This is a genomic window from Mesorhizobium sp. B2-3-4, assembly GCF_006442315.1.
In the GTDB taxonomy this organism is placed as follows: Bacteria; Pseudomonadota; Alphaproteobacteria; order Rhizobiales; family Rhizobiaceae; genus Mesorhizobium.
Genome location: NZ_VFVY01000016.1, coordinates 122,181 through 148,860, shown reverse-complemented (window position 1 = coordinate 148,860; position 26,680 = coordinate 122,181). Strand labels below are relative to the sequence as shown.

Annotated in this window: 22 protein-coding genes; 10 read left to right on the top strand and 12 right to left on the bottom strand. The window is 66.2% G+C overall.

Going from position 1 to position 26,680, the window contains the following annotated elements; all coding sequences use genetic code 11:
• Positions 1–87 precede the first annotated feature (87 nt).
• Positions 88–618 (bottom strand): sterol desaturase family protein, encoded by a 531-nt coding sequence (locus tag FJ967_RS22755; RefSeq protein WP_140734056.1) that lies wholly within the window; start codon positions 616–618, stop codon positions 88–90.
• A 192-nt stretch (positions 619–810) separates the two neighbouring features.
• Here FJ967_RS22755 and FJ967_RS22750 point away from each other — a divergent pair, with 192 nt between their 5' ends.
• On the top strand, positions 811–1,278 hold the full coding sequence (locus FJ967_RS22750) for an NUDIX domain-containing protein (protein ID WP_140734055.1): 468 nt from the start codon (positions 811–813) through the stop codon (positions 1,276–1,278).
• A 48-nt stretch (positions 1,279–1,326) separates the two neighbouring features.
• Here the strand turns inward: FJ967_RS22750 and FJ967_RS22745 are convergent, their stop codons facing one another.
• Positions 1,327–2,514, bottom strand: a complete 1,188-nt coding sequence (locus FJ967_RS22745; protein ID WP_140734054.1) for a Gfo/Idh/MocA family oxidoreductase — start codon at positions 2,512–2,514, stop codon at positions 1,327–1,329.
• A 152-nt stretch (positions 2,515–2,666) separates the two neighbouring features.
• Between FJ967_RS22745 and FJ967_RS22740 the strand changes: the two genes are divergently transcribed.
• The 8 genes from FJ967_RS22740 (at position 2,667) to FJ967_RS22705 (ending at position 11,939) form a co-directional block, all read left to right on the top strand.
• A complete protein-coding gene (locus FJ967_RS22740; protein WP_140734053.1) occupies positions 2,667–3,560 on the top strand; it encodes a MurR/RpiR family transcriptional regulator in 894 nt (297 codons plus the stop codon).
• Positions 3,561–3,638: 78 nt separating this feature from the next.
• Positions 3,639–4,421, top strand: a complete 783-nt coding sequence (locus FJ967_RS22735) for an SDR family oxidoreductase (RefSeq protein ID WP_140734052.1) — start codon at positions 3,639–3,641, stop codon at positions 4,419–4,421.
• On the top strand, positions 4,418–5,950 hold the full coding sequence (locus FJ967_RS22730) for a mannitol dehydrogenase family protein (RefSeq protein ID WP_140734051.1): 1,533 nt from the start codon (positions 4,418–4,420) through the stop codon (positions 5,948–5,950). Before FJ967_RS22735 ends, FJ967_RS22730 begins: the two co-directional genes overlap by 4 nt.
• 35 nt (positions 5,951–5,985) lie before the next feature.
• Complete coding sequence (locus FJ967_RS22725; RefSeq protein ID WP_140734050.1) at positions 5,986–6,900, top strand: sugar phosphate isomerase/epimerase; 915 nt, start codon at positions 5,986–5,988, stop codon at positions 6,898–6,900.
• Between the two features lie 128 nt (positions 6,901–7,028).
• On the top strand, positions 7,029–8,063 hold the full coding sequence (locus FJ967_RS22720) for an ABC transporter substrate-binding protein (protein WP_140734049.1): 1,035 nt from the start codon (positions 7,029–7,031) through the stop codon (positions 8,061–8,063).
• 264 nt (positions 8,064–8,327) lie between these two features.
• Positions 8,328–9,896 (top strand): sugar ABC transporter ATP-binding protein, encoded by a 1,569-nt coding sequence (locus tag FJ967_RS22715; protein ID WP_140734048.1) that lies wholly within the window; start codon positions 8,328–8,330, stop codon positions 9,894–9,896.
• Positions 9,893–10,864: an ABC transporter permease gene (locus tag FJ967_RS22710; RefSeq protein ID WP_140734047.1), complete on the top strand. Its 972-nt coding sequence runs from the start codon at positions 9,893–9,895 to the stop codon at positions 10,862–10,864. The genes FJ967_RS22715 and FJ967_RS22710 overlap by 4 nt, the downstream gene beginning before the upstream one ends.
• Before the next feature lie 76 nt (positions 10,865–10,940).
• The gene (locus FJ967_RS22705) at positions 10,941–11,939 is read left to right on the top strand and encodes an ABC transporter permease (RefSeq protein WP_140734046.1); all 999 of its coding nucleotides are present in this window, start codon (positions 10,941–10,943) and stop codon (positions 11,937–11,939) included.
• Positions 11,940–12,212: 273 nt separating this feature from the next.
• On the opposite strand, the gene FJ967_RS34015 is transcribed toward FJ967_RS22705, so the two are convergent.
• From FJ967_RS34015 to FJ967_RS22670, 7 genes are all read right to left on the bottom strand, one after another.
• A complete protein-coding gene (locus FJ967_RS34015) occupies positions 12,213–16,682 on the bottom strand; it encodes an inverse autotransporter beta domain-containing protein (protein ID WP_181176094.1) in 4,470 nt (1,489 codons plus the stop codon).
• Positions 16,683–16,955: 273 nt separating this feature from the next.
• Complete coding sequence (locus FJ967_RS22695) at positions 16,956–17,786, bottom strand: hypothetical protein (protein WP_140734045.1); 831 nt, start codon at positions 17,784–17,786, stop codon at positions 16,956–16,958.
• On the bottom strand, positions 17,779–19,200 hold the full coding sequence (locus tag FJ967_RS22690; RefSeq protein WP_140734044.1) for a glycosyltransferase: 1,422 nt from the start codon (positions 19,198–19,200) through the stop codon (positions 17,779–17,781). Before FJ967_RS22690 ends, FJ967_RS22695 begins: the two co-directional genes overlap by 8 nt.
• A 467-nt stretch (positions 19,201–19,667) precedes the next feature.
• On the bottom strand, positions 19,668–20,078 hold the full coding sequence (locus FJ967_RS22685) for a hypothetical protein (RefSeq protein ID WP_140734043.1): 411 nt from the start codon (positions 20,076–20,078) through the stop codon (positions 19,668–19,670).
• On the bottom strand, positions 20,075–20,359 hold the full coding sequence (locus tag FJ967_RS22680) for a hypothetical protein (protein WP_140734042.1): 285 nt from the start codon (positions 20,357–20,359) through the stop codon (positions 20,075–20,077). Before FJ967_RS22680 ends, FJ967_RS22685 begins: the two co-directional genes overlap by 4 nt.
• 53 nt (positions 20,360–20,412) lie before the next feature.
• Entirely contained in the window at positions 20,413–21,507 is a 1,095-nt protein-coding gene (locus FJ967_RS22675; protein ID WP_140734041.1) for a DUF5666 domain-containing protein, read from the bottom strand.
• Positions 21,504–22,367, bottom strand: coding sequence for a DUF6502 family protein (locus tag FJ967_RS22670; RefSeq protein WP_246675352.1), 864 nt, complete (start codon positions 22,365–22,367; stop codon positions 21,504–21,506). The genes FJ967_RS22675 and FJ967_RS22670 overlap by 4 nt, the downstream gene beginning before the upstream one ends.
• A 351-nt stretch (positions 22,368–22,718) precedes the next feature.
• Between FJ967_RS22670 and FJ967_RS22665 the strand changes: the two genes are divergently transcribed.
• On the top strand, positions 22,719–23,171 hold the full coding sequence (locus FJ967_RS22665) for a MucR family transcriptional regulator (RefSeq protein WP_140734084.1): 453 nt from the start codon (positions 22,719–22,721) through the stop codon (positions 23,169–23,171).
• Between the two features lie 21 nt (positions 23,172–23,192).
• Here the strand turns inward: FJ967_RS22665 and FJ967_RS22660 are convergent, their stop codons facing one another.
• The 3 genes from FJ967_RS22660 to FJ967_RS22650 form a co-directional block, all read right to left on the bottom strand.
• Positions 23,193–24,008: a sulfotransferase gene (locus FJ967_RS22660; RefSeq protein WP_140734040.1), complete on the bottom strand. Its 816-nt coding sequence runs from the start codon at positions 24,006–24,008 to the stop codon at positions 23,193–23,195.
• A gap of 7 nt (positions 24,009–24,015) precedes the next feature.
• Positions 24,016–25,518: an ATP-binding protein gene (locus FJ967_RS22655; protein ID WP_140734039.1), complete on the bottom strand. Its 1,503-nt coding sequence runs from the start codon at positions 25,516–25,518 to the stop codon at positions 24,016–24,018.
• 344 nt (positions 25,519–25,862) lie between these two features.
• Positions 25,863–26,510, bottom strand: coding sequence for a glutathione S-transferase family protein (locus tag FJ967_RS22650; protein ID WP_140734083.1), 648 nt, complete (start codon positions 26,508–26,510; stop codon positions 25,863–25,865).
• Positions 26,511–26,680 lie beyond the last annotated feature (170 nt).

Here is a 26,680-nt window from a genome sequence, read left to right as displayed (position 1 = left end):
GCCGGAAACGTCCGCCATCGGGACATCGCTGGCATTATCCCCAGGCGCCTGCGCCGCTTGGGCTGGCCGCACAGGCCGCATCCGTTCTCAGAGCCGCGCGGTGCCGAAAATCCGGTCCCAGATTATCGACGTCACGCCGAAATTGGCGGTCTCGTCGACATGATGATGCACGGCGTGGCGGCGCTTGAGCGTGTAGAGGTAGCTCGGATGCGCCGGATGCCAGTGGTGGATCATGTGGTGGACGCTGATGTACCAGAGATAGCCCAGCATCAGCCCGCAGCTCACCGCGCTGGCAGCAGCGAAGCCGGCGAGCAGCCATACGGGCAGTGCGACCAGCGCATGCACACCGAGGCTGAGCCAGGTGGGCGTGCCCACAGAACTGCGCTCCTCGACATGATGGCGGTCGTGCAGATCCTTGATGTAGGGGATGTGATGAAGGACGAAGCGGTGCAGGACGTATTCGATCAGCGTCCACAGACCGAGACAGACCAGCACGGTGCCGATCCAGTCCGGCGCGCTTTCTTCCCCGGCCTCGATCAGCCCGGCCACGCCAAGCACGGCGATCACCAGGGGATAGACGACGAAGTCGCTGTAGTAGCCGATCAGACCCAGTTGCATTCGAACGCCCCAATGACTTTCGACGCCGCCCCAAAAACGATGCTATCAGATTGCCGGACTCGCGGATGAGCTGCAATGCGGATGCATCTGACATGGCGTCGCAATCTGCCGATGCAAGGCCGGGGCCGCTGATTCCCGAAGAATCACAGCGACGACCGACTTCGCGCCGACACCGCAACCGGACACACAAAAATGGCAAAACGCAGTGCGGGCTTGCTGATCTATCGCCTGGGCGGCGGCATCGAGGTGCTGCTGGTGCACCCGGGTGGGCCGTTCTGGGCGAAGAAGGACGACGGCGCCTGGTCGATCCCGAAGGGTCTCGTCGACGAGGGCGAGGATGAACTGGCGGCGGCCCGCCGCGAGACAAGCGAGGAAACGGGCATCACCACCGGCGGCCCGTTCACGCGCCTGGGCGAGTACAGGCAGCCGGGCGGCAAGATCGTCATCGCCTGGTCCGTCGAGGACAGCACCGGGATCGATCCCGGCGCGATCAGGAGCAACAGCTTCACCATGGAATGGCCGCCCAGGTCCGGATCGATGAAGGAATTTCCTGAGATCGACCGGGCCGGCTGGTTCACCTTGGCCGAAGCCGAGGTCAAGATCCTTCAGGGACAGCGCCCGATGTTGGCGGATCTGGCAAGGCAGTTGGGGGCCGATTAATCGCCGGCGGCAAAGCTGCCGATCTCCGCCACGCAGGGGAGATCGGCCTCATTCCCCAAACCGCGCGCCCGTCCAAGCTCCGCCCGCCGCATTGGATTCCACCGCCGCCGCCACGAACTTCACGCCCCGCGCGCCGTCGACCACGTCGGGCACCTGCGCCGCGCGCGCCGCATCGACCACACCGCCGGAACGATGCGCGCGGATGATGTCGGCGGCGTCGCGGTAGAAATTGGCGAAAGCCTCGATATAGCCCTCCGGATGCGCCGCCGGCATGCGCGAGACGCGACGGGCTTCCGCCGTCGAGCCGTGGCCGCCGCGCACCAGCGTGCGGGTTTCCTCACCGTAGACCGAGAAGCGCAGTTCTTCCGGTCGCGCGCCCGACCATTCGAGCCCGGCCTTGTCGCCATAGACGCGCACGGAGAGGTCGTTGTAGTGGCCGGGCGAGGTCTGGCTGGCCAGGATCGTGCCGCGCGCGCCGTCGGTCCAGCGCACCAGCACATGGGCGTTGTCGTCGAGCCGCCTGCCGGGCACGGCGGTGAACAAATCCGCCGACACCGCCTGCGCCTCGCGGCCGGAGATGAAGCTTGCCAGGTTGAAGGCATGCACGCCGATATCGGCCAGCACCGCCGACTGCCCGGCGCGCGCGGGGTCGGTGCGCCACTCCGCCTGCTTCTGGCCGTCCGCGTCGATCGGCCTTGTCAGCCAGTCCTGGATGTATGAGCCGTGCACCGACACGAGCCGGCCAAGTTCGCCCGCCATCACCATTTCGCGCGCCTGCCGCACCATGGCGTAGCCGGTGTTGTTGAGGGTGACGACGAAGCGGCGCTTTTTCGCCCGCGCCAGCGCCACCAGCGCTTCGGCGTCGGCCAGCGTCGTCGACAGCGGCTTGTCGCAGATCACGTCGATACCGGCTTCGAGAAAGGCGGTGGCGATCGGCGCGTGCAGATGATTGGGCGTGACGATGACCACCGCCTCGATACCGTCCGGCCGCGCCGCCTCCGCCTTGGCCATGGCGTGGTAGTCGCCGTAGCTGCGCTCCGGCGCGATGCCGATCTCGGCGGCGGAAGCCGCGGCGTTCTCCGGATCGGACGACAGCGCCCCGGCGACCAGCGCGATCTGGTCGTCCAGGCGCATGGCCAGCCTGTGCACCGCGCCGATGAAGGCGTTGCGCCCGCCGCCGACCATGCCGACGCGCAAACGCTTGCCCGCCGACCCGTCCGATGTTGCGTAGACCATGTTCTCTCCTCCTGAGTATCCGCCTGTTCGGCCGAGTTCTGTGGCGCCGTAGAGCGTCAACCTTGGATGTTCATATTGCCGCGTGCATCACCATCGAACAGGATTTCCAAAATCCATATTGTAAAACGATCGTATCGCGCTAGCCTGAATTCATGAGCGGGGCGAGAAAACCATCCGGACGATCCAGTGCCGACGAGGCGGCGACGCGCAAGCGCGGGCGTTCGCTGGCGGCCCTGGGCTACATCCACCCACAGACCTATGAGGAACTGCGCGCGGTGCTGTCTTCCGGCACGGTGCACTTCCCCAAGCGGCTGCGGCAGGTGGCGATCTTCCTGTGGCAGCATCCGAGCGAAGTCGCGCTCGGCACCATCGCCCAGGTGGCGGCGCAGGCCGGCGTGCAGCCCTCGACGCTGGTGCGCTTCGCCCAGATTTTCGGCTATGCCGGCTTTTCCGATTTTCAGGGTCTGTTCAAGGACCACGTCAAGGGCTCCTGGCCCGAAGGCCGGGCCGAGCAGCGCGCCGAGGCCGAGCCCAACGCCGCCTTGCATTTCCTGCACGGCATGGTCGGCGCCTCGCAGGCCTCGCTCGGCCGCGTCGAGGCCGGCTTCGACGTCGAGAGCTTCGACAAGATGGTGACGACGCTGGCCGGTGCCGACCTGATCTACGTGATCGGCTCCAAGCGCGCCTTCCCCGTGACCACCTATCTGTCGCTGACGCTTTCGCAGCAGGGCGTGCGCAACGTGCTGGTCGACAATGTCGGCTCGACCGCGCTCGACCAGGTCGGCTGCATCGGCACGCAGGACGCGGTTCTGGCGGTGTCCTTCAGCCCCTACAATTCGATCACGCCCGATCTGGTGGCGGTGGCGCATGAGCGCAAGGCCCGCATCGTCACCCTCACCGACAGCACGTTTTCGCCACTGATCCGGCTGTCGGACAGCTGGCTGGAGGTGGTGGAATCCGACTTTGCCGGCTTCCGTTCGCTTGCCGCCTCGCTGGCGGTCGGCATGGCGCTGGTCCAAGGCGTGGCGGCACGGCGCGGCAAGTAACGCGCCGCTGGCACAATTGACTATCGGGAATTTGCGTTCCATATTTATGAAAATAGAAACTTTGTTCCAGGAGAAGGAATGGAGCTTCATCTCGACGGCAAGGTCGTGCTGGTCACCGGCTCGACGCAAGGCATCGGCCGGGCGACCGCCGAGACGCTGGCGCGTGCCGGCGCCGGTGGCCTGGTGATTACCGGTCGTGACAAGCCGCGCGGCGACGCGGTGGCGGCGGAATTGTCCGCGCTCGGTACGCCGACGCTGTTCGTCGCTGCTGATCTGGCCGATGAAGCCACGCCCGCCCTGCTGGCGCGATCCTGCATCGAGCGCTTCGGCCGCATCGACGGCCTGGTCAACGCCGCCGGACTGACCGACCGCGCCTCCTTCCTCGACGCCACCCTCGACGACTGGGCGTCGCTGTTTGCCGTCAACGCTCGCGCGCCGTTCTTCCTGATGCAGGCCGCCATCGCCGACATGAGAAAGCGGCAGGCACCCGGCGCCATCGTCAACATCCTGTCGATCAACGCTCATTGCGGCTCGCCCGAACTCGCCGTCTATTCCGCCACCAAGGGCGCGCTGGCGACGCTGACCAAGAACGCCGCCAACGCCCACCGCTTCGACCGCATCCGCGTCAACGGGATCAATGTCGGCTGGACCGACACGCCGGCCGAACGGGTAATGCAGGCTCAGACGCTCGGACATGGCCCGGGCTGGCTCGACGCCGCCAATGCCGCGCAGCCCTTTGGCCGGCTGCTCGACCCGCACGATATCGCCAACCTCGCCGTCTTCCTGTTGTCCGACGCGGCCGGCCCGATGACCGGCGCGGTAATCGACCAGGAGCAGTCGGTGATCGGGGCGAACCGGTGAACGGCATCGAAACACTTGGACCCGGCCTGCTGGAGCGGCTTCCCGCCGCCGTGCAAAGGCCGGCCTACGACCGGGCGTCGCTGGCTGCGGGCATGGCCCATCTCGGCGTCGGCGCCTTCCACCGCTGCCACCAGGCCGAATACACCGACGACCTGCTCTCGCTGGAATTCGATCGCTGGGGCATCATCGGCATCAACATCCGCCCGCCTGCCCTTGCCGACACGCTCGGCCGGCAAGACGGCCTCTACACCAGGCTGATCCGCGAGAACGACCATGTCGAGGCGCGCGTCATCGGCTCCATCGTCAAGGTGGTGGACAGCCAGGAAAGCCCCGAACCGGCGCTGACCGTGCTCGCCTCGCCCGACATCGAGCTGGTGACGATGACGGTGACGGAAAAAGGCTATTGCCATATCCCGTCGACCGGTGCGCTCGACCTCGGCCATCCCGACATCGTCCATGATCTCGCCAGCCCGCAGGCGCCGCGCAGCCTGCCCGGTATTCTCGCGCGGGCGCTCGACCTGCGCCGGTCAACGCATGGCAGACCGCTGACCCTGCTTTCCTGCGACAACATCCCGACCAATGGCGTCATCCTGGAAAATGTCGTGCGAGGCTTTGCCGAACAGCGCGGCGATGGCCTCGCCGACTGGATCGCGGCCAATGCCGCCTTCCCCTCGGCCATGGTCGACCGCATCGCGCCCGCGGTGACCCGGCAAGACATGGACAGCGTCGAAAAGCGCTACGGCTATCGCGATGGCGCCGTCGCTGTCGGCGAACCTTTCCGGCAGTGGGTGATCGAGAAGAAATTCGCCGGCCGCATGCCGCGCTGGGACCTGGCCGGCGTCACCTTCGTCGACGACGTCACACCGTTCGAGCATCTCAAGATGCGGGTGCTGAACGGCGCCCAGACGACGCTTGCCACGCTCGGCGTGCTGGCCGGGCTCGAACACACATTCGATGCCATCGCCGACCCACTGCTGTCGGTTTTCGTCAGGCGCATGCTGCTCGAGGAGACGCTGCCGACCCTGACACCGGTGCCGGGCATGGAGCCGCATGCCTATCTCGAGCAGAGCCTTTCGCGGCTGAGGAACACCGCGATCCGCCATCGCAACCACCAGATCGCCACCGATGGATCGCAAAAGATCGTCCAGCGCCTGCTGAACCCGATCCGCGACCGGCTGTCCGGGAGCGCGAGTATCGGCCTGTTGTCGGTGCCGGTCGCCGGCTGGATGGCTTACCTGATCCAGGCCTCGGCGCGCTTCGGCAAACGCTGGCGGGTGTCGGATCCCTATGCCGGCAAGGTCGCCGCGATCGCCGATGCGACCGGACGCGACCCGCACGCACTGACCTCCGCCATCCTGGCCATCGATACGATTTTCGATCCCGGCCTTGCCGCCGACGGGACGTTTCGCGAGGCGGTGACTTCGGCGCTCGACGAACTGCTTTCGGACGATCCGATGGCGGCCGTCCGTCGCAGTCTCGAACAAGATGGGGTCGCGAGGTTGAAGCGATCCAAACAATCGGCATTATAGACAGTGGCCGTGCAATCACGGTCAAGGGAGGCACAATGAAACTTGGACTGCTCACCGCGCCGTTCGCGGAGACGCCGCTCGCCGATGTCGCCGACTGGGCGCATCAGGCCGGCTTCGAGGCGCTGGAGATCGCCTGCTGGCCGAAAACCTCCGGCGCCACCCGCCGCTATGCCGGCACCAGCCACATCGACGCCGCCGGCACCTCAGCGTCGCAGGCGAAGGAAATCACCGCCGCGCTGGCGCAAAAGAACATCGCCATCTCCGGCCTCGGCTATTACCCCAATCCGTTGCACCCCGATGCCGCCCACCGCGAGGCGGTCATCGGTCACCTGAAGAAGGTGATCGTGTTGGCCGCCAATATGGGCGTGCCGGTCGTCAACACCTTCTGCGGCGGCGATGCGTCGAAAACCGTCGACGTCAACTGGCAGGACGCGCTGAAAGTCTGGCCCGAGATCGTCGCCCATGCACGCGACCACGGGGTCAAGCTTGCCTTCGAGAACTGCCCGATGATCTTCAGTTATGACGAATGGCCGGGTGGGCACAACATTGCCTATTCGCCCCAGATCTGGCGCCGGATCCTGGAAGCCTGGGGCGGCGATGTCGGCATGAATTTCGACCCCTCGCATCTGGTCTGGCAGATGATCGACCAGGCCCGCTTCATCAGGGAGTTCGGCCCCTACATGCTGCATGTCCACGCCAAGGACCTGATGATTGATCATGATGGTTTGTACGAGCGCGGAATTCTGTCGGCCGGCATAGGCTGGCAGGTGCCGCGCATGCCGGGGCTGGGCGATGTCGACTGGAGCGGCTTCTTCTCGGGCCTCTACCGCGCCGGCTATGACGGCGCAGTCATCATCGAGCACGAGGACAGGCGATTTGAAGGCAGCGACGAGGATGTGAAGCGTGGCTTCCTGCTTGCCCGCGACGTGCTGCGCCCCCTTGTGAAGTAAGGAAGGGGACAGGGCCGGCAACGGCCCGCGGAGGACAACGAGTTGAGACGGGCGGCCTGGATCACTTTCTAAGCAGCACGCCTCAACGACTTGGAACTGAACTGAAAACAATGTGGAGGAAGACTGAAATGAAGAAGATACTGACCATGGTTCCGCTGCTTGCCGGCGCGGCCCTGCTGGCCTCGATCGGCGTGTCATCGGCCGAAGGCAAATACACGATCGGCATTTCCAACACCGTGCAGGGCAATGGCTGGCGCGAGGAAATGGTGTGCGCCATGAAGGCACAGGCACTCGCCTCCGGCGAAGTGACCAAGCTCAACATCGCCCACCGCAACACCGATGCCGCGGGGCAACTCGAAGACATCCGCAACCTGATCAGCGCCAAGGTCAACGCCATCGTCGTCAACCCCGCCGATCCGGCCGGCATCAAGGCGGGCCTGGAAGAGGCCACCAAGGCCGGCATCGTCGTCGTCGCCGTCGACCAGGCGGTGACCGAACCGTCGGCCTACATCATCTCCAACAACCAGGAACAATACGCCTATCTCGGCGCCAAATGGCTGTTCCAGCAGATGGGCGGCAAGGGCGAGGTGTTCTACATGCGCGGCGCCGCCGGCGCTTCGGCCGATTCCGATCGCGACAAGGGCTTCAAGAAGGCATTGGCCGAATTCCCCGACGTCAAGGTCGCGCAGGAGGTCTTCACCGGCTGGCAGCAAGACCAGGCCAAGCAGCAGATGCTGTCCTTCCTGGCCACCGGCACGCCGTTCAACGGCGTCTGGACGTCGGGCATCGACAACGTCATCGTCGACGCGCTTGTCGAATCGCAGGCGCCGCTGGTGCCGGTGGTCGGCGCCGACAATGCCGGCTTCGTCGGCCAGTTGAGCTCGGTCAAGGGTCTGGTCGGCGCCGCCGTCACCAACCCCGGCTCGATCGGCGGCGCGGGCGTGACGCTCGCCTTGCAGATCCTCGACGGCAAGAAGCCGGCCCAGCAGACCGTGCTGGTCGACCCGCAGCTCTGGGACAACGCCACCGACGAAGGCAAGGCCAAGCTCAAGGCCGCCGCCGATCCGTCGCTGAGCCCGGAGTGGCCGGTCTCGATCTCGATCCCGGACTGGACCACCTACACCAAGGAGCAGATCGTGGCCTGCAAGGGCCCGGGCGAGTAAGCTCGATCCATTGTATGGCGAGGATGGCGAAGTGCCGTCCTCGCCATACAGGCTGGCGCTCTACGGCCCCCCTCTGTCCTGCCGGACATCTCCCCCACTTGTGGGGAGATTGGCTGTGATCTCGGCTTTCGCCAATTTTCAACGTTGCAAGACGAGAGCGGACGCCGGAACTGGCAATCTCCCCCCTCGTGGGAGAGATGTCCGGCAGGACAGAGGGGGGCGCCGTAGAGCGCAGATGGTTCCTGAATCGAGAGCAGACACGTTTTGACGACAAGTCCTCAACAGCAAAGCCCCCTCCTCGACGCCTCCGGCGTCGCCAAGAATTACGGCGCGGTCGCGGCGCTGCGCAACGCCTCGCTGTCCGTGCTACCGGGCGAGGTGCATGCGCTGATGGGCGCCAATGGCGCCGGCAAGTCGACGCTGGTGAAGATCCTGACCGGGGCGATTTCGGCCAATGCCGGGCGCATCCTGATCCGCGGCGAGGCCCGCGACATCCGCTCGCCCGCCGCCGCGCGCCGCGCCGGCCTGCTGCCGGTCTACCAGGAGCCGTCGCTGATCCCCGATCTCGACGTCCTGTCCAATCTCAGGCTCACCGGCACGCCGGTCGAGCCGTTCCGCGCCTGGGTGCGCGAACTCGGTATATCGGATCTCGACCTGCGCGACACCGCGCGCGACATTCCGCTGGCCATCCTGCGCGTGCTCGACCTGGCGCGCGCGCTGGCCGTCGAACCCGACGTGCTGCTGCTCGACGAGATGACGGCGGCGCTGCCCGCCAACCTTGCCGAAAAAGTGCTCGAAGTGGTGCGCCGCCAGGGCGACGCCGGCCGCGCGGTGATCTTCATCTCGCACCGCTTCGTCGAAATATCGGCCCTTTGCGACCGCGCCACGGTGCTGCGCGACGGCGCGACCGTCGGCGTCGTCGACATCGTTCCGGGCGTCGAGGAAAAGATCGTCGAGCTGATGCTGGGCACCCGCATCGAAAAGACCAAGGTCGCTGCGCGCGCCGGCCAGGGCGCGGCATCGGCCCCTGCCCTGCCGCGCATCGCCGTTCGCAATTTGCGCGTCGGCACCAAGCTCAACGATGTCTCCTTCGATTTGAGGGATGGCGAGGTGGCCGGCGTCGTTGCGCTGGAGGGCCAGGGCCAGGACGAATTGTTCGCAGCGCTTGCCGGCTCGATCAGGCCATCGGGAGGAGCAATCGAGGTCGACGGAAAGCCCGCGAAATTCGCCCACCCGATCGACGCCATCCGCGCCGGCATCGCCTATGTGCCGGGCGACCGATCCGAGGCGCTCGCCATGCAGCGCTCTGTGCGCGAGAACATCGCGCTGCCCTTCAGCGCGGCCTTGCGCAACTGGGGCCCGATTGCCATGGGCCGCGAGCGCGCCACGGTGGCCAGCGCCATCCAGCGCCTGCAGATCGACACCCGCGCGCAAGGCGAGGTGCAGCGCCTGTCCGGCGGCAACCAGCAGAAAGTGACCATCGCCCGCTGGATCGCGGCGGATGCCCGCACCATCCTGTGCTTCGATCCGACGCGCGGCATCGATGTCGGCACCAAGCAGGAAATCTATAAATTGCTGCGCGAACTCGCCGGCAACGGCAAGTCGGTGCTGTTCTACACCTCGGAACTCGAGGAAGTGCAGCGGGTCTGCGACCGCGTCATCGTCATCTTCGGCGGCCGCCTGGTCGATATCTTCTCCGTGGAGGAGGCTGACGAGCCCGCGCTGATGCGCGCCGCCTATGGCCTGCCGCGCGGCGCCAAGGCCGATGTCGGCATCCTGGCCGATCCCTCGGCGAATCCATCGGATGCGCCCGCGCCGGAGGCCAGACCATGAGCCACTTCCTGCGCCGCCAGGGCTGGGTGACAGGCCTGTTCGCCTTGCTGATCGTATTGTTCATCGTCACCAAACTGATCCAGCCCGGCTATGGCAGCGGCGATTTCGGCTCGCTCGCACGCGCCGTGCTGCCCTACGCCTTCGCGGTCGCCGCGCAGACCGTGGTGGTCATCGCCGGCGGCATCGATCTCTCCGTCGCCGCCATGATGGCGCTGACCAGCGTCACCGCCGCCTCGATGATGGCCGGCGCCTCGGAAGAATACGCGCTGTTCGTCGTACCCTTCGTGCTTGCCATGGGCTTTGCGCTGGGCGCGCTCAACGGCCTGCTCATCGTCGTCACCCGCGTCCCCGACATCGTCGTCACGCTCGCCATGCTGTTCGTTTTGCAGGGTGCGGCCCTTCTGGTGCTCGGCGCGCCGGGCGGCGGTGCCGCCGAATGGCTGAAGGCAATGATCTCGGGCACCGTGCCGATCCCCGGCCTGCCCGATGCCGTCGACGCCTGGGCCCCGAAGGCGCTGCTGGTGCTGATCGTCTGCCTCTGCGTGATCTGGATACCGCTCAGGCGCTCGCGCCTCGGCCTCTCCATCTACGCCATCGGCTCCAGCGAACTGGCCGCGTTCCGATCGGGCGTCCCGGTCAAGCGCACCCGCATCCTCGCCTACGCGCTGTCGGGCCTGTTCGCCGCCTTTGGCGGGCTCGCCCTGACCATGAGCACCGGCATCGGCGCGCCCATCCCCGGCCCCTATCTGCTCGCCAGCGTCGCGGCGGTCGTGCTCGGCGGCGTGGCGCTCGGCGGCGGCAAGGGCGGCCTGCTCGGCCCCATCGTCGCCGTCTTCGTGCTGCGCCTGGTGCGCACCGACCTCACTTTGCTTGCCATCGACCCTAACGTCACCGCCATCATCGAAGGCCTGATCATGGTGGCCGTGGTGATGTTCGGGGCGTTCATCACGATGCGGGGGCGGCAATGATGAGGAGGCATGGAATAGAGCATAGCGCTCTACGGCGCCGTAGAGCACAATCCTCGCAGAACATCGGGCAAACCCCATGAGCACATCAGCGATCACCCCCGCGCCCATCCCCCTTGGCCGCCGCGTCAAGCGCTTCATGGCCGACCGGCCGCTGATCCCGCTGATCATCCTGCTGGTCATCCTGGTGGTGATCCTGCAGATCCTGCGCCCCGGCATCGTCAATGAGCGCTGGATCGCCAACACCATCAAATTCGCCATTCCGCTGGCGATCCTCGCCGGCTGCCAGACCATGACCATGCTGACCGGCGGCATCGACCTGTCGGTCGGCACGGTGGCGACGATGAGCGCCTTCATCATGGCGACGCAGATCGTCAACCAGGATCCGGCCGTGGCCTTCCTGCTGGCGATGATGCCGGCTGTGCTGATCGGTCTCGTCAACGGCATCGGTGTCGGCGTCTTCCGAGTCCACCCGTTGATCATGACGCTGGGCACCAGCCTGATCGGCACCGGCTGCCTGCAGGTCTACCAGCGCACGGTGATCGCGTCGGGCGCGAAAATTCCCGATTTCCTCGCCTGGCTCGGCACCGGTGTCACCCCCATACTCGGCTTTGCCTTCCCCAACGCCCTGCTGTTGTTCGTGCCGCTGGCGGCGCTGATCGTCTTCACACTGGCGCGCACCGGCTTCGGCCGCCTGCTCTACGCCGTCGGCGACAACGAACGCGCGACCCGCCTCTCCGGCGTGCAATACTGGCAGGTGATCACGGCGCTGTATGTCACCTCCAGCCTGCTCGCCGGCATCACCGGCCTGCTCTATATCGGCCTGATCAAGGCCCCGTCGCTCTCGCTCGCCGAACCCCTGGTGCTGCCGTCGGTGGCGGCGGCCGTCATCGGCGGCACCTCCATCTTCGGCGGCCGCGGCGGCTACACCGGCACCATCATCGGCGCGCTGATCCTGACGGTGCTGACGACGCTGTTGACCATCCTGCAGATGCCTGAAGGGGCAAGGCGCATCCTGTTCGGCCTGATCGTGCTGTTCGTAACGGCCGCCTATCTGCGGATCGTCGAGGAAAGGTAGCTTACAGCCTCGCAGCTCCAGCTCTGTTTTTACGCAGTTCCGAACCGGAGACGCTCGCACTTTCCCTGGAGTTGCCTAGCGCGCCGCCGCCCGCCGCGCCAAAGACGCCGGTCGGGTCGCGCACGCGGCGAATGCCACGAATAGTGCCGCTAGGTCCTGGACACGCCGAAGGCGAAGCCACCACGCCATCCGTCTCAGCAACTGAACCAACGCAAAGGTCGCGCAATCGATGGTCAGGGCACGGTCGTGCCAATCAATCTTTATGCGAGGGCTTCATGGCGGTCCGGTAGTGACCGAGCCGGAATGTCCGTCGGCGTTGTTCTCTTGCGGGCCGGCGATGCCGGCCGAGCCGCTACCGCTGTTACCCGCCGCGCCGACTGTAGCCTGTTCGTTTCTGAAGGTGCCTGTTGCGCTCTGACCGTCGGTCCCGGACGTGTTGTTGTTGATTAAGGTGCCGCCGGTGCCGGTCTCGGAAATGGCGCCGCTGGGAACTATCCTCGTGACTGTGAAGGTTCCCCCGCCGGCAGCGCCGGCTACACCTTGAAACGCGATGCTGGCAAAGGCCGAAGCACTACCGCCAGTCCCGCCTCCAGGCCCCGTTCCGCCAAACGACGTACTGCTATCGACGATGATTGGCGCACCGATGCCGGGCGCTGCAAAGCCGCCCGGATTGAGATTGATGCTATTGCCGCCATTGCCGCTACGATTGTTGCTTGCGCCACCCGACGGCTGTATGCCGCCGTCGCCGCCATCACCACCATCGCCGCCGAAGGCACGCGAAATACCGGAAGCAGCGCCAAACCCATCGCCGCCGTCACCGGCGGTTCTGGAAAAGGTAACATCGACGGTGGTCGTGTCGGCAAATCCGCTTGCCGTGTTGAGATCGAGACCTACCAGCGAACCCGATCCTACCGCGGCGCCTGCATTGCCCGCCACTCCTCCGAAGCCGCTCCCTGCTGCCAGGGCTGTTGCAGCGCCGCCATCGCCGGCCGCTCCGCCCGTCGACTGGCCGCTATCGCCCGGCGAAACGTGAGCCTGTCCGCCGCTGCCGCCAACGCTGAATGTAAGCGCGCCGCCGCCGTTGCCGGCAGCGCCGTTGCCGCCGTCTCCAGCGGAATTGCCATCGGTGGAGCCGCCTTTGCCGCTCAAGGCGTCGCCACCGTCGCCGCCATGGCCTCCGGTCGCGATGGCTGTACCGGCTTGGGCGCCCACGGCATCGCCGCCATTGCCGCTGCGGGTGTTGCCGACGATGTCAACGCTAACGCCCTGCAGCGATACTTGCACGGCGCCAGCCACGGACATGCCCGATACGCTGGCCGCGCCTATGCCAGCCCCGCCGTAGCCGGCTATGTCGGCGAAGCCGCCTCTGCCAGCCGTGGCGGTCGCATCGCCGCCATCGCCGCCCGCGCCGCCCTGCGCGTCGCCACCAGCGCCGCCAGTGGCAAGCATGGATCCCCCCTCGCCGCCTTCGCCCAATCCACCGTTAGTGCTGCCATCTCCGGCTGCCGCCGAACCGCCGGAGCCGGCCGAGTTGTTGGAGATATCGCCGGCATTGCCGGCGGTCGCATTGCCGCCACGGCTGGTTCCGCCGGATGCGGTAGCATTGCCGCCAGCGCCGCCCAGCGAGTCTCCGCCAGTGCCGCCGGTTGCCGCGATGGTGAGCGATGTCATCGCCCGGTTGAACGAGATGTTGGAGGCAGCCCCTGCATCTATGCCGCTTGCCGTGACATCGACAATACCGGCACCGCCGCCGCCTGCTGCGCCACCCCTTCCGCCCTCGCCGCCGGTGGCGGTTGCTGCGCCACCGGCACCGGCATCGCCACCTGTGGCATTGCCGCCATTGCCCGAAGCTAGGACGGCTTTGCCGCCATTGCCGGCGAGGGCTCCGCCGCCAAGGCCGATGACGCGTGCGTCGCCACCTGTGGCCATCCCCCCGGACCCCGCATCGTTACCCTCGAGCGAGCCTGCATTGCCGCCGATGGCATCTCCGCCGATGCTGGACCCACCGGTGGCCACAGCGCTGCCGCCGAATCCGGCTGAAGCGCTGCCGCCGTCGCCTCCCGTACCGGAAATGACAACAGCTGTGGAAAGGTTGGTGAAAGTGATGTCCGATCCACCGGCGGCCTTCAGGCCGCCGATCGACACCGTGCCCAAGCCGTTGCCGCCAGTGCCGCCGACGCCGCCAGCGCCGCCGTCGCCGCCAATGCTTGACGCTTCCGCTCCTGGCCCGGCACTGCCACCAATGGCATCGCCGCCCGAATTGGTGTTGAAGGTGATCGAGCCGCCCGAGCCGCCAACACCGGTGCCGCCGCCGGTGTCGCCGTCGCCGCCGGTGCCATTGCCGCCATTGGTGCCGTCATTGTTGTTGACGTCACCGGCATTGCCCCCGGTAGCATTGCCGCCGGTGCTGTCGCCTCCGGTCGCCGTGCTCGAGCCGCCATTGCCGCCACGGGCCTCACCGCCGGCGGCGCCGACGCCGCTAAGGCTGGCAGAGATGGTGACGCTGCTGGCCGTCACGCCGGCCGCGTTGGATAGATCGAGAGCCAGGACGTTTGCCTGCGCCACGCCGTCTCCACCGGTTCCGCCCACGCCACCCTTGCCGCCTGCATTGGCGGCGATATCGGCGGTAGCGCCGGCCGTGCCGGTCCCACCCTCGGCGCTGCCCCCGGAGCCACCGCTGGCGACGAAATCGTTGGTTCCGCCACCTGTGCCGTCGCCGCCCATACCGCCCGTGGATGAACCGCCGGTGGCGTCGCCGGCCTTGCCGCCGACATTGTTGTTCGAGGCGCTTCCGCCATTGCCGCCGACAGCATCGCCGCCGGTTCCGCTGCCTGAAGTTACCGAGCTTGCGCCGGCTGATCCGCCGGAAGCGTCGCCGCCTGCCCCGCCCGTGCCTGAAATGCGTGCCGAGACCTCGAGGTTACGCAGCATCACTTGCGAGCTGCTCGAGAGATCGACGGCGACCACCGTTGCGTTGACCACGCCAGTACCGCCCTTGCCTCCCACGCCGCCCGAGGCTTCTTTGCCCGGCGCCGGTGTGCTGCTAACACCGCCCTGGGCGTTTCCTGCGAAGCTGTTGCCGCCATCGCCGCCGGACATTGCGCCAACCAGGGCATTGCCACCATCGCTGTTCCCACCATTGACACCCGTACCGTCGACGCCTGTGCTGTCGCCGGCAATTACGGGCTCCGCACCGTCGGAGCCGCCGCCGTCGCCACCTTCGGCGATGTCGCCCGCCCCGTCACCTGCCGTATAATCGGTACCGGTGCCCGCAGCAGCGGAAGCACCTGCACCTCCGCCGCCCGTCCCCGAGACTTCGCTGGTCACGGTCGTGTCGTAAAGCCACACATTGGAAGCGCCGGCGAGATTGATGCCGGTCATTGCCACCGTGCCGACACCATCCTGGCTGGCACCACCCGTTCCCGCGATCCGCGTCGTGACATTGCTGTCGACGATGGCGACGAAATTGGTGCCGGCGCCCTGGATGCCGGTCAGCGTCGCCGATGCCACGGTTCCGCCCGGCGCGTAGCTCGCCAGCACGTCGACGCTGTCGACAGTGTTATAGCCGGACAGGCCAAGGCCGTAGCCGCTGCCTGTCAGATTCTGGATCACCGGCCTGACGCCGGGCGCGGTGATCTCACCGACCGCGCCAGTGTCGAGCCCCTTCACCAGGAGTGTGCCGCCGCCGCCAAGCAGCGACTGCTCCGCCGCCAGTTGCTTGTTGCCGTCGATCGGCCCGCCGGCGCCATCGAGGATGATCAGCGTGTTGGCGCCCTGGCCGATGGCGCTGTCGAAGCTGGCGTTGTCGTTGGCGCGCGCGACGCGGTCGAGCGCGACATTGGTGAAGAAGTCCTGCACTCCTTCCCTGGAGCGGCCGACCATGACTTGGTCGTTGCGTTCGATGCGGTCCGCCATCAGCACTTCCTGTTCGGTCAGCCTGGCGCCCGAACCGCCGCCGCCGAAGGGAATGCGCAACGTGGCGCCGATGGTCTGAATGGTGCCGCGGGCACCGTCATGGCTAAGCTGATAACGCGCCGACAGGGTAGAGCCCGGACCGACGATGTCCTGGAAGGACAGTTCGGCCCGCACCTTGCCGCCGGCGATCTTGTCGAACGAATCGTCGCCGTCGAACCAGTAGCCGCCGCCATATATGCCGAGCTTGGCGTTCCCGAAATTGAGCGGCACCTTGAAACCCGCCTCGGCATCGACCCCGCGCAGTGGCTTTTCCTTGCCGCCGATGAGGAAGATGGCGTTCTGGTCGAGAGTAACGTCGGCAGTGCCGGAAGCGGCGGTCTTGGTGCCGTTGAACGGCACATAGCCGTTGAGACGGAAGGCCCAGCGATCGGAAATCGCCTCGACGCCGGACGACCATTGGGTAAACGTATTGTCGCCCTGGCTGCGGCTGGCGTCGATCGCCGTCCAGACGCCGAGATTGAAGCCGGAACTTGTCATGGTGCGGTAGCCGACGGCCGCCCCACCGCCGACGAGGCCGCCGTCGTAGACATTGCCCCTCGCTTCGCCGAACAACAGGCTCTGACCGTTCTGCCAGAGCGGCGCGAAGAGCAGAAGCTCGCCATGCGAGGTGCCATCCGTACCCGCATATCCGCCGAATGAAACCCAGGGACCCCACCGCTTGTCGAATTCGATGGACGTAATCGGCGGCGAGGCCGTATCTGCCGTAGCCAGCCTGGTCGAAGCCATCAATGCGGCAAACGTGACCGCAAGTATCGATTTCCGCACCATGAGCCCCCGCCCGATTTTTGATCGCCAAGCAATCGACGGCCAAGTTACGCACGGATTTTCCAGACAGCAACAACAGGCTTATTAGCGCGTTGAAATTTAGGGTTTTGTTGCCTTGAAGCTACATAATTCGAGCCGAATCAGGTCTGCGAGCGGCGTATCTCACCCTAGACAGCCGCCTAAACTTGAAACCAGCATGGACGATCGCATCCTCAGAATCAGGCTTTACCGCCGAGAAGGCGGCATCCGCGCCGAAATTGTCGGCCGCACTCCCCCTCACCAGAAACCGACCAGCGACCGCAGCACGGCCTTCGCGCCGACGGCCTCTCGACAGGTCTGGCGAAACCCGGCCCGTCCGGTGGCGGCAAGCACGTCATCGTCTACCGCGCGCAGGATGAGGCTGGCGTTGCGCCAGCCGATCCTGGCCAGCGCCGAGGCCAGTTCCGCGCGGGCGGGGTCGAACGGGGTTTGCTCATGCGTGCCGGCCCGGTCGATGTCGTTGCTGGCGTCCAGCGTGTGGCCGGGGATTTCCACGCCCGTGCGAATGTCGAAAGGCCTGGTGCGCCCAAGGAAATGCGACAGCATGTGCAGCGACAGGGCCGGCGTCGAAACCAGCTGTTCGTAGCCCATGAAATGCACCGGCACGCCGGCACGCCGCAGCGCGTCCATGGCGAAGTAGAACTGGTTCCAATAGTCGGCCGGCGAACGGAACCTGTATTCCATCCGCTTCGGCTTGGTGAAATCCTGCCTGACCTCGAAGGGGCGCGTGAGAAACGAGGCGAGGTTGCCGTTCGGCTTGAAGATCGTGTCGTTTCGCGCAAGGCGGAACCACGACAGGATCTGGCTCACCGGGTCCTTGCTCATGACGATGATGGGCAGGCCGCCATGGTCGATGTCGCGTCCGTTCATCAGCGCCGGGAAAACCCCGTGTTTCCAGAAACCCTGGTCGAACACGACCGGAACCTTGAGATAATTTTCGACGAGATGCTTGGCGAGGTTCGTGCCCGAGCGCGGCGTTCCCATCACCCGCACGGCCGCACCGCCATGGCCGGCATCCTTCGCGACGGTTTCCATCCCGCCCACCGAAAACACCGGCCGCTCACCCATGGATCCGCTCCGCCCGCTGGCGGGCCTCGGTCGCCACGGCCGACCGCGCGGCACCTTGGCCGAGTGCCTCGGCGTGACCCACTATGGTCGCGAAAAAGTCCCGCTCCTTGATCGGCCGGTAGCGTGACGCGATGATGTGGCGCAGTTCGGCGAGCCAGACCGGATCGGTACAGGCCTTGGCCACCGCAGCGCACCAGGCCTCGACGTCGCGTGCGGGAAGCGTCGGCATCAGCCCCTGCGTGGCTTCCGCCAGGGATGGCGCGTCCGAGATCAGCACCGGCAACCCGAAATCGAGGCACTCGGCCGCGCCCAGGCCCCAGCCTTCGACCGCCGAAGGATAGACACTGAATTCGGCGTCCCGATAGAGTTCGGCGAGCTCGCGGTCGCTGAGGTTGGAGCGGAACTCGACATGGTCGGCCAGTTCGGGATGCCCGGCCATGAAGGCGGTGAGCTCTTCATACATCCAGCCCCACCGGCCGCAGAAGACCAGCCTCGGCAGCCGCTCGCCCAGCAGCGGCAGCAGCCGGTGCCAGACTTTCAGCAGCAGGATGTGGTTTTTCCTGATCTCGATCGTCGAGCAGTAGAGGACGAATTTGCGGTCGCGTTTCCGCCGCTCGGTGGACATCCCCCGATCCGCGACGCCCTCCCGCAGGAAAGCGCCGAGCGATGCGACCGCGATGCGCGGAATCCGTCCGGGATTGGCGGCCATGGCGTGGCTGTTCACCCTGTCGGCGGTGTAGTTCGACACGCAGACCAGCAGGCGCGCATTTTCCAGCTGCCATTGCGTGTTGCGCACGAAGCCGCGGGCGTGATGAGGACCGACGAAATGCGGGTAGTCGATCGGGATGAGGTCGTGCATCAGGGTGAAGATGCCGCATCTGGCTTTCTTCCCGGCGATCTTGCCCGAGGCAAGTTCGTGCACGCTGGCGCTGGACAGGAAACAAACGGCGTTTTCGTCCTTGAGCGGATCGCCGGTATCGAGCCTCGTGGGACGCAGCGCCGACTTGGCAATCTTGAAGAGCCGTATGGCCGTCTTGGACAGCTGGAATTTGATGCCGCGCCGCTTCTCGGAGCCTGACAGGAAGATGGCCGCGACGCGATCGAATTCGCGCCCGCAGGCAAAAGGCGCCGCCCGCAGGATCGACAGCACCTTCCACAGCCGCGCCAGATAGGAGCTGCCCTCGCCGCCCGTCGGTTGCGGCAGGTCACCCTCGACAAGCCGCCTGAGATAACGAAGTTCCGCTTCGTCGAGCCTTTGGCCTTGGCCCCATTTGTCCACGATGAAGAACCCGACCGGCGAGGCCCTCCAGCGCAGCGCCTGACGGATGAGCGCGGTTTCGACGCGGGGAATGCCGACAGGCGGATGAGGCCCCCAGCGGAACGGCAGGGAGGCATCGATATACAATGTCTTCAATGGCTTACCTTCGAAATTGGTCGGTTCGCAGACAGCGGAAAGCCGCGGCGGCCAAAGCCGCTCGATCTCGGATTCCGTTTCCGATGCAGGCCCGGGCTTCGCCGACGATCTTTCCCCTGGGCGTTGGTTTCCAATATGTGGGAAAATTACCCACGTCAAGATCAGACAGTTGACTTGTGGGTATTTTTCCCACAGTATGCCCAAACCAACGAGAGGATCCCAGACAGTTCGACCCAGATTTCAGCGGACCATCCGCCCCCCGCGTGGTCCGCCGAATGCAGCCGTATCCCCCTCAGGAAAGCTCGAGCCCTACAACGAGCCGATACGGCTGCGCCGGCCGGCGCCGTCCATCGCAAAGGACGCGCCGGCCGGATTGTTGCGCCATGACCTCATCGCGCCTTTTGAATTTTTGCCGTAAGTGGTTGTCGCGGGATCCGATTGGCCGCCATGGGCCGCCACCTACCCGCTCAGGGATTTTCCCGCGTCAGGATCGCATAGCGGTTGTGCTCGTCCAGCTCCTTGCGGTCGACCGATACGGTCGAAAGCGTTCCCGCCCTTGACGCGAGAAGGAATGAATAGGGGTCGGCAGTGGCGTCGTTCGCCAGCAGCAGCGACCTGCCGAGCAGTCGTGCCAGTCGCATGCCGCTCTCGACAGCGTCCGGCTGGCGGCTGGCCGGCGAGAGATGGAGCGTGACGATTTGCGAATATGCGCCTTGCGATCCGCCGCCGACAAGGCAGGTGGCGGGCGCATCCCGCGATTTGCCGATGTTCCGCACGACCTCGACGCCTCCCGTCCCAAGTCCGAGCAGCATGGCGACGCAGCGCCTCAACAGCTCGTCATCCGCGGCATATTCGAGGGCTGCGTCGAACCAGATCACGGCTGGCGCGCCCGCTCCGGATGGTCGTCGTCATGCGGGGCGCCGCTGTCGAATTCCCTTCGCAGCCCGCCCCTGATGTCCGCCAGGATCGCCCGATAGGCGGGATCGAGGACGAAATCGATTTCCGCCTCCAGCGTTGCCTCGATCTCGCGCAGCACCAGTTGCTCCTCCGGTGCAAGATCGAAGCCGCCGCTCCTGGCGCAGATATCCATGAGCACGGCTGCCCTGGCTTGCGACAGGTGGATGGTGAGCATCCTTTCAAGATCGTATTTTTCGCTCATCTGCTCCATCCATGTTGGCCAGCCCCTTGGCGCCGACATTTGCCGTGCGCGGCCTAGGGCGCGCCCGGGCCGCCGCCGCCGGGGCCACCGGGTCCATCAGGTCCACCCGGCCCGGGCGGCCCGCCGGGGCCAGTCGGCCCGCTGGGGCCGCCCGGCCCTGTCGGCCCTGCCGGTCCGCCAGGGGGCTGGCCGCCCTGGGGCATGCCACGCTGGTTGGGCGCCGGCCCGCCGGCCCCTTGCCCGCGCGAGGCCGATGTGATGTTGCCCGCCCGATCGAACCCGACCTCGAGGAACACCCGGACCGCAGTTGTCGACTTCGAACCGCTTTCCGGCTTGCCGACGGCGATGCCCAGGCCCGATTCCAGGCTGTTCCCCCGGCGTTGCAGGAACGTTTCGTAGAGAACATTGGCGACATGGGCCTGCGGCACCGGTGCCTCCGCTTCCAGATGCACGATCCTGTAGCCGCCCGCGGCCTTGGTCAGGGTCAGCTCGACGCGCCGGTTTGCCAGCTCCGACGCTTTCGATCCGATCTTGAGCCGGCCGACCAGCAAGGCGCCGGCGCTCACGACCGCAAGGCCGCGAACCACGTAGCGTGTTTCATGCGGTCTCGCCTCCACCAGGCTCGCGACGATCTTGCCGTCAGGCCGGCGGATGCCATGGACAGCGACGATATCGCCCGTCTTGACCGTCACCCCCCCTGCAATGGCGCCGATGTCGACATGCTGGCCCACGACCCACATCGAGCCGGCGGTCTTGCGCTCGACAGGCCCGACCACCTCGCTGGTGACATGGATGGCGGAGGTGACGACGCGGTCGGCCTTGCGTGCGACGGCGACCCGCACCACCTGGCCCACCTTGAGCGCGCCAGGGGCAACACGCACGCCGTCCAGCCAGACCGGCACGTCGGGATCATAGGCAACGCGCACGTCATTGACGAAAATGCTACCGAAGCGCTGGATCGTTCCGACAATGCCGGTGCCGCCTATGCCCTGGTCGCCGCCGTCCGTCCCGGCCGTCCAGCCGGTACCGCCTATGCCCTGGTCTTTCGACGCTTCGGCCGCCTTTGCCGAACGGCTGGAAAGCGCCATCGGCAAGGCGGCGCCAAGGCTGAGGAAATCCCGCCTCGTCGGCCTCCAGTTCCAGCTCATGCCGTCTCTCCGCCGGCGTCGCCGGTGCGCGAAGCGTCTTCGGCAGCCAGCGGGCTGCCATGGGCGGTGACGACATAGACGCCCCAGTTCCACCGGCTCGTGCCGCCGGGATCGCTCTGTATGGCCTGGTTGGCGTATTTGTTCAGGCGCAGCAGCGTCTCGACCGCGATTTCCCGACTGTAGGCCTCGAGCGACCTGGCAAGCTCCTCCGACAGCCCGTCATAGTGGACGGCGCGTTCGAGGAAGGGCGGCGTATCGGCCAGTACGTTCTCGACGGCGGCGCCCGCATGGTCGCCGAGGTTGCGCGCAAAATAATAGAGCCGGACCTCGCCGTCCCCACGCGGCACCATGGCCCCTTCCATGAGCACGATCCGGTCCTCCGCGTCGATCTCGACCAGCCCCCGGTCAAGCCAGTCGTCCAGCACGGCGCGCGGCCTGAGATCGCGTGTCACCGATTCCACGAGGCCGGCAAAGGACGGCTCTGCGGCCTCACTCGTGCGCGCCAACGGCAACGGCATGCCCCTGGGATCGAGGAACAGCGGGTCGGCGAGCCAGCGCGCGACGATGGCGCTCGTCCTGGAAACCGCATCGGGCACCACCCGCACCGGTGCGCCGGCGCCCCGCAGCCGGCTGACTTCCTTCCTGTGGACGCCTGTCAGCAGGCTGACCCTGGAGTCGGTCTGCTGCTTGTCGGGCAAGGCAAACTCGTGCTCGGCTACATTGACATAGAGTTGACGCAGCAGGTCGACGAAGGCCGGAAATGTCACGCCGCACTTGATGGCCAGCCGCACCAGCGGGCGAAGCACCCGGTTCAACGCGTTCTGGACCCCTGCGGCCTCCAGATGTTGTCCTCTGCTCATCACCGTCCTTCACTTCCCAATCCCGAAATCGGTCGTCCATCCCCCGGAAATTCCTGGCGAAAATAGCGCGTGGGAAATGCTTCCACAATAGGCGGACGGCACGGAAGCTCTATGGCGACCCCTTCGCCAGATCGATCCCCGCCCCGCGTCCGCCGGATACGAAGCCCCGCGCCCGTGGGACGATGATCCCTGGCTGGCGCGGTTTACACCGGTTGACACGTGTGAAATTTTCCCACAACTTGTGCCCATCAAACAGCTGCAACACCGAACTGCCCGCGCCCAAGGAGACGTCTTTTGAAGAAACCTTATGCAAGCCCAACCCTGGTCAGGACCGGAATGGGTTTCGAAGACATGCCGATCGACCTTGCCGACGGGGGCGGCGCATATGCCGGGAAAAGCGGGCCTATCGACCCGATTATTGCGATAACCGCCGATATCGTCTCCTCCTATGTCTCGAACAATCCGGTCCCAGCCGCCGATCTGCCTGACTTCATCGGAAAGATACACGCCTCGATCCGAGCCATTTCGGATGGTGTCGTCGACGGCCGCCCCGACGAGATCAGGTTCGCCGTCCCGGTCAAGAAATCCGTCACGCCCGATTTCATCATCTGCCTGGAGGACGGCAGGCGCTTCAAATCGCTGAAGCGGCATATCGAGACGAATTACGGGCTGACGCCGGACCAGTATCGCAAGAAGTGGAACCTGCCTTCCAGCTATCCGATGGTGGCGCCGAATTATTCGGCGACCCGCTCGAAACTGGCCAAATCCATGGGTCTCGGCCGCAAGGCGAAAGGCGGCGCCTGAGGAGGGCGCCGCAGCGCCCCCTCACCAGAAGCCGATCAGCGACCTCAACAGCGCCGCTGGCCCCATCGCCTGCCTGCAGATCCCGCGAAATCCGGGCCGCCCCGTCGCACCCAGCACATCCTCGTCGATGTCGCGCAGGATGAGGCGCGCATTGCGCCATCCGATCCTGGCGAGCGCCGACGCCAGATCCGCGCGCGTCGGGTCAAACGGACCCTGCCTGGCGGCCGGATCGGAAGGCCTGTCGATGTCGTTGCTGGCGCCGATCGCATATCCCGGGATTGTCACCGCGCTGCCGGCATCGAAAGGCGGCGAAAGGTCAAGGAAACGGGAGATGGAAGCGAGGCTTGTGGCCGGCGCGGAAACGAGCTGCTCATAGCACACGAAATGCACCGGCGCGCCGGTGCGGCGAAGAGCCTCCATGGCGAAGTAGAACTGGTTCCAGTAGTCGGCCGGCGTGCGGAACCTGTACTCCATCCGCCTGGGTTGCGTGAAATCCTGCCTGATTTCGAAGGACTGGCTCAGGAACGGGCCGAGATATTCGGCCGGCCTGAAGATGCTGTCGTTCCTGCTGTAGCGGAACCACGACAGAAGCTGGGTTATGGGATCCTTGCTCATGACGATGATGGGCAAATCTCCATATTGCAGCGTGCGCCCGTCCATCAGGGCGGGAAAAACCCCATGCTTCCAGAAACCCCGGTCGAACACGACCGGCATGCTGAGATGGGTTTCGACCAGGAGCTTGGCAAGGTTGGTGCCGGATCGCGGCGTCCCCATGATACGGACCCGGGCTTTGCCGCCGGGCTCGATCCGCGAACCGCCGGGAGCCGGGCTGCTCATGAGGTCGTCACAGCGCCAGGCTGCCTTGCCCCGCCCCTTCGGCGTTGGGGTCGCCGGGCGCGGTGGCCCAGGCCAGTTCGACCAGCGTCACCGTGCGTTTTCCCGTACCGTCGAGCTGGCAGACGATGAGGCCCTGCTCCTCGATATAGGTCAGCAGGCGCCGGGCGCGGCGCATGGAATGCGAACCATAGGCGCGGGCGATCGCGCCATCGCTCGGGCACGGCCAGCCTTCCTTGGCGGCACGCGCGATCATCATGAAAACGCCCTGCATGTCCTCCGGCAGCAGCGAGGCGCGCACCGAAACATCGCGCCACGCATCGTCCTCGGCCATGTCGGACCCGACCCCGGCGCGGGCGCGGGTCAGCATGCGGCGGAATTCCTGGAGATCGGGTATGACCGAAGCCAGACCCTCGATGCGGCAGCGCACGACGAATTCCTGGTAGAGCACGCCGATGACGCGGAATCCCGCATCGGGCTCGGCCAGGATGGCGCGCAGGACACGGTCCATCCGCTCGCGCCGTTCGGCCAGATCCTCGGCGCTGGGCGCCGGCCCGGCCGGTTCGGGGCGGATGTCGAGCGGCGCCGCTTTCGCCGCCATCAGCTGCTCCAGCAGATCCGGTGACGCCACCCGGCGCGGCGCGCGCACCGTCTCGGGCGGCGGCGCGGCCAGGATGATGGCGCGGGCGTCCTCGAGCGCGGCTTCCGGCAGCGGCATCAGCCTGGGCGTGCCGTTGCGCGGGCTGGTATCGGTCGGGCCGATGCGCAGGCCGAGCGGCCGCCGCGACAGCGCCGGCCCGAGCGCCATGAACTGGCCGCGCTCCAGATCGCGAAAAGCTTCCGCCTGCCGCCGCTCCATGCCGAGCAGATCGGCCGCGCGCGCCATGTCGATATCGAGGAAAGTGCGGCCCATGAGGAAGTTGGAAGCTTCCGCCGCAACATTCTTGGCGAGCTTGGCCAGCCGCTGCGTGGCGATGATGCCGGCGAGCCCCCGTTTGCGGCCACGGCACATCAGATTGGTCATGGCGCCGAGCGAGAGCTTGCGCGCCTCGTCCGAAACCTCGCCGGCCACAGCAGGTGCGAAAAGCTGCGCCTCGTCCACCACCACCAGCATCGGATACCAGTGGTCGCGGGCCACCTCGAACAGCCCGCCGAGGAAGGCGGCCGCGCGCCGCATCTGGTTTTCGGCATCGAGCCCTTCAAGGTTGAGCACCGTCGAGACGCGGTGAATCCGCGCGCGCTCGCCGGCCGCCTGCAGGCCGCGTTCGGTATGCTCCTCGGCGTCGATCACCAGATGGCCGTAGCGTTCGCCCAGCGACACGAAATCGCCTTCCGGGTCGACGATGGTCTGCTGCACCCAGGGCGCGCTCTGTTCGAGGAGCCGACGCAGCAGATGCGACTTGCCGGAACCGGAATTGCCCTGCACCAGAAGGCGGGTCGCCAGCAACTCCTCGAGATCGAGCTTCGCCGGGGCGCCCGCCGTCGTCTGTCCCATCTCGATCGCAACGGTCATGTCAGACTCATCGGCTCCTTCGCAGACGGGCTTATCAACCCGATCGCGGCCCGTCGAGCCGCGCAGGCCAGGCGATTCGCGTTGCGCACAGATGAGAGAGCGTCGCCGTGGCCGCCATGGACGGGCCGGAAACCGCGTGCCGCCTGCCGGTTCCCGCCTCGGGCCTGTGGATAGTAACCACCTGTTCACCATGAGACGGTGTTCCGATTTGCGGACCCGGCACATGCGCCTAGCCTGACCCTGCATCGTGCCCCAACGTGATGCACCCAAACGCCCCAAATGGCGGCCGGCGTCTTCAAGTTGTCTTTCGTATACGCCGGTCGTCAGTTTACGCTTCCAGCCGCCTAAGCGCCCTGCCCCGGCACCGGCGGCAGTTCGGGCGCATCCAGCCCCTCGAACGGATTGTGCCAGGCGTCGATGGCATCGAGCCTGCGATACCAGCGCGCGAGGCAGGGATGGTCCTCGAGCGGCTGTCCGGCGACATGGTTGAACGGCAGGAACGTCGCCATGCGGAAGTCGGCATAGGAGACCTCGTCCCCCAGGAGCCACTGCCGGCCTGCCAGCGCCGCATCGAGAATGGTCGCGGTGGTGTGAAACAGTTTCAGCCCCTCCTCGACCAACTGATGGTCGATCGGACCGAGGCGGTAGCGCTGTTTGGTGCCGCGCTCGAAATGCACCATGTCGCAGGCCCGTGCGAAGTTCTCCTTGCCCCAGCTTATCCAGCGAATCATGTCGGGCTCGTCGTCACCGCTCCGCCAGAAGTTCGAGCGCGCGTCACGCGACAGCCTGCAGGCTATGGCATCGGCCTCCCACAGGCTGCCGCCTGGCCATGCCAGGATGGGAATGGAGAGATTGGGATTGAGCGGCCGGAACCGCTCCGCTTGCCCCGGCGCAAAGGGTGACGCGAATTCGAAGGTCACTTTCGCGTCGAGGTGACGAGCCACCGCGACCGCCAGGCGCGGATTGGGATTGCGGCTGAAGTAGAGTTTCATTTCGTCCGCAACCGACGTCGCTTCGATCTTGTCACGCATCAATGCTTCTCCTTGTCCTGGCGACCATCGCCGGACCCAGGACGTAAATGGCCGATGCGATCCGACATTTGGTCTTGCCGCCGCATCGGTCATTGAGCCGCCACCTTATGCCGGTTACGATGGCATGGGTC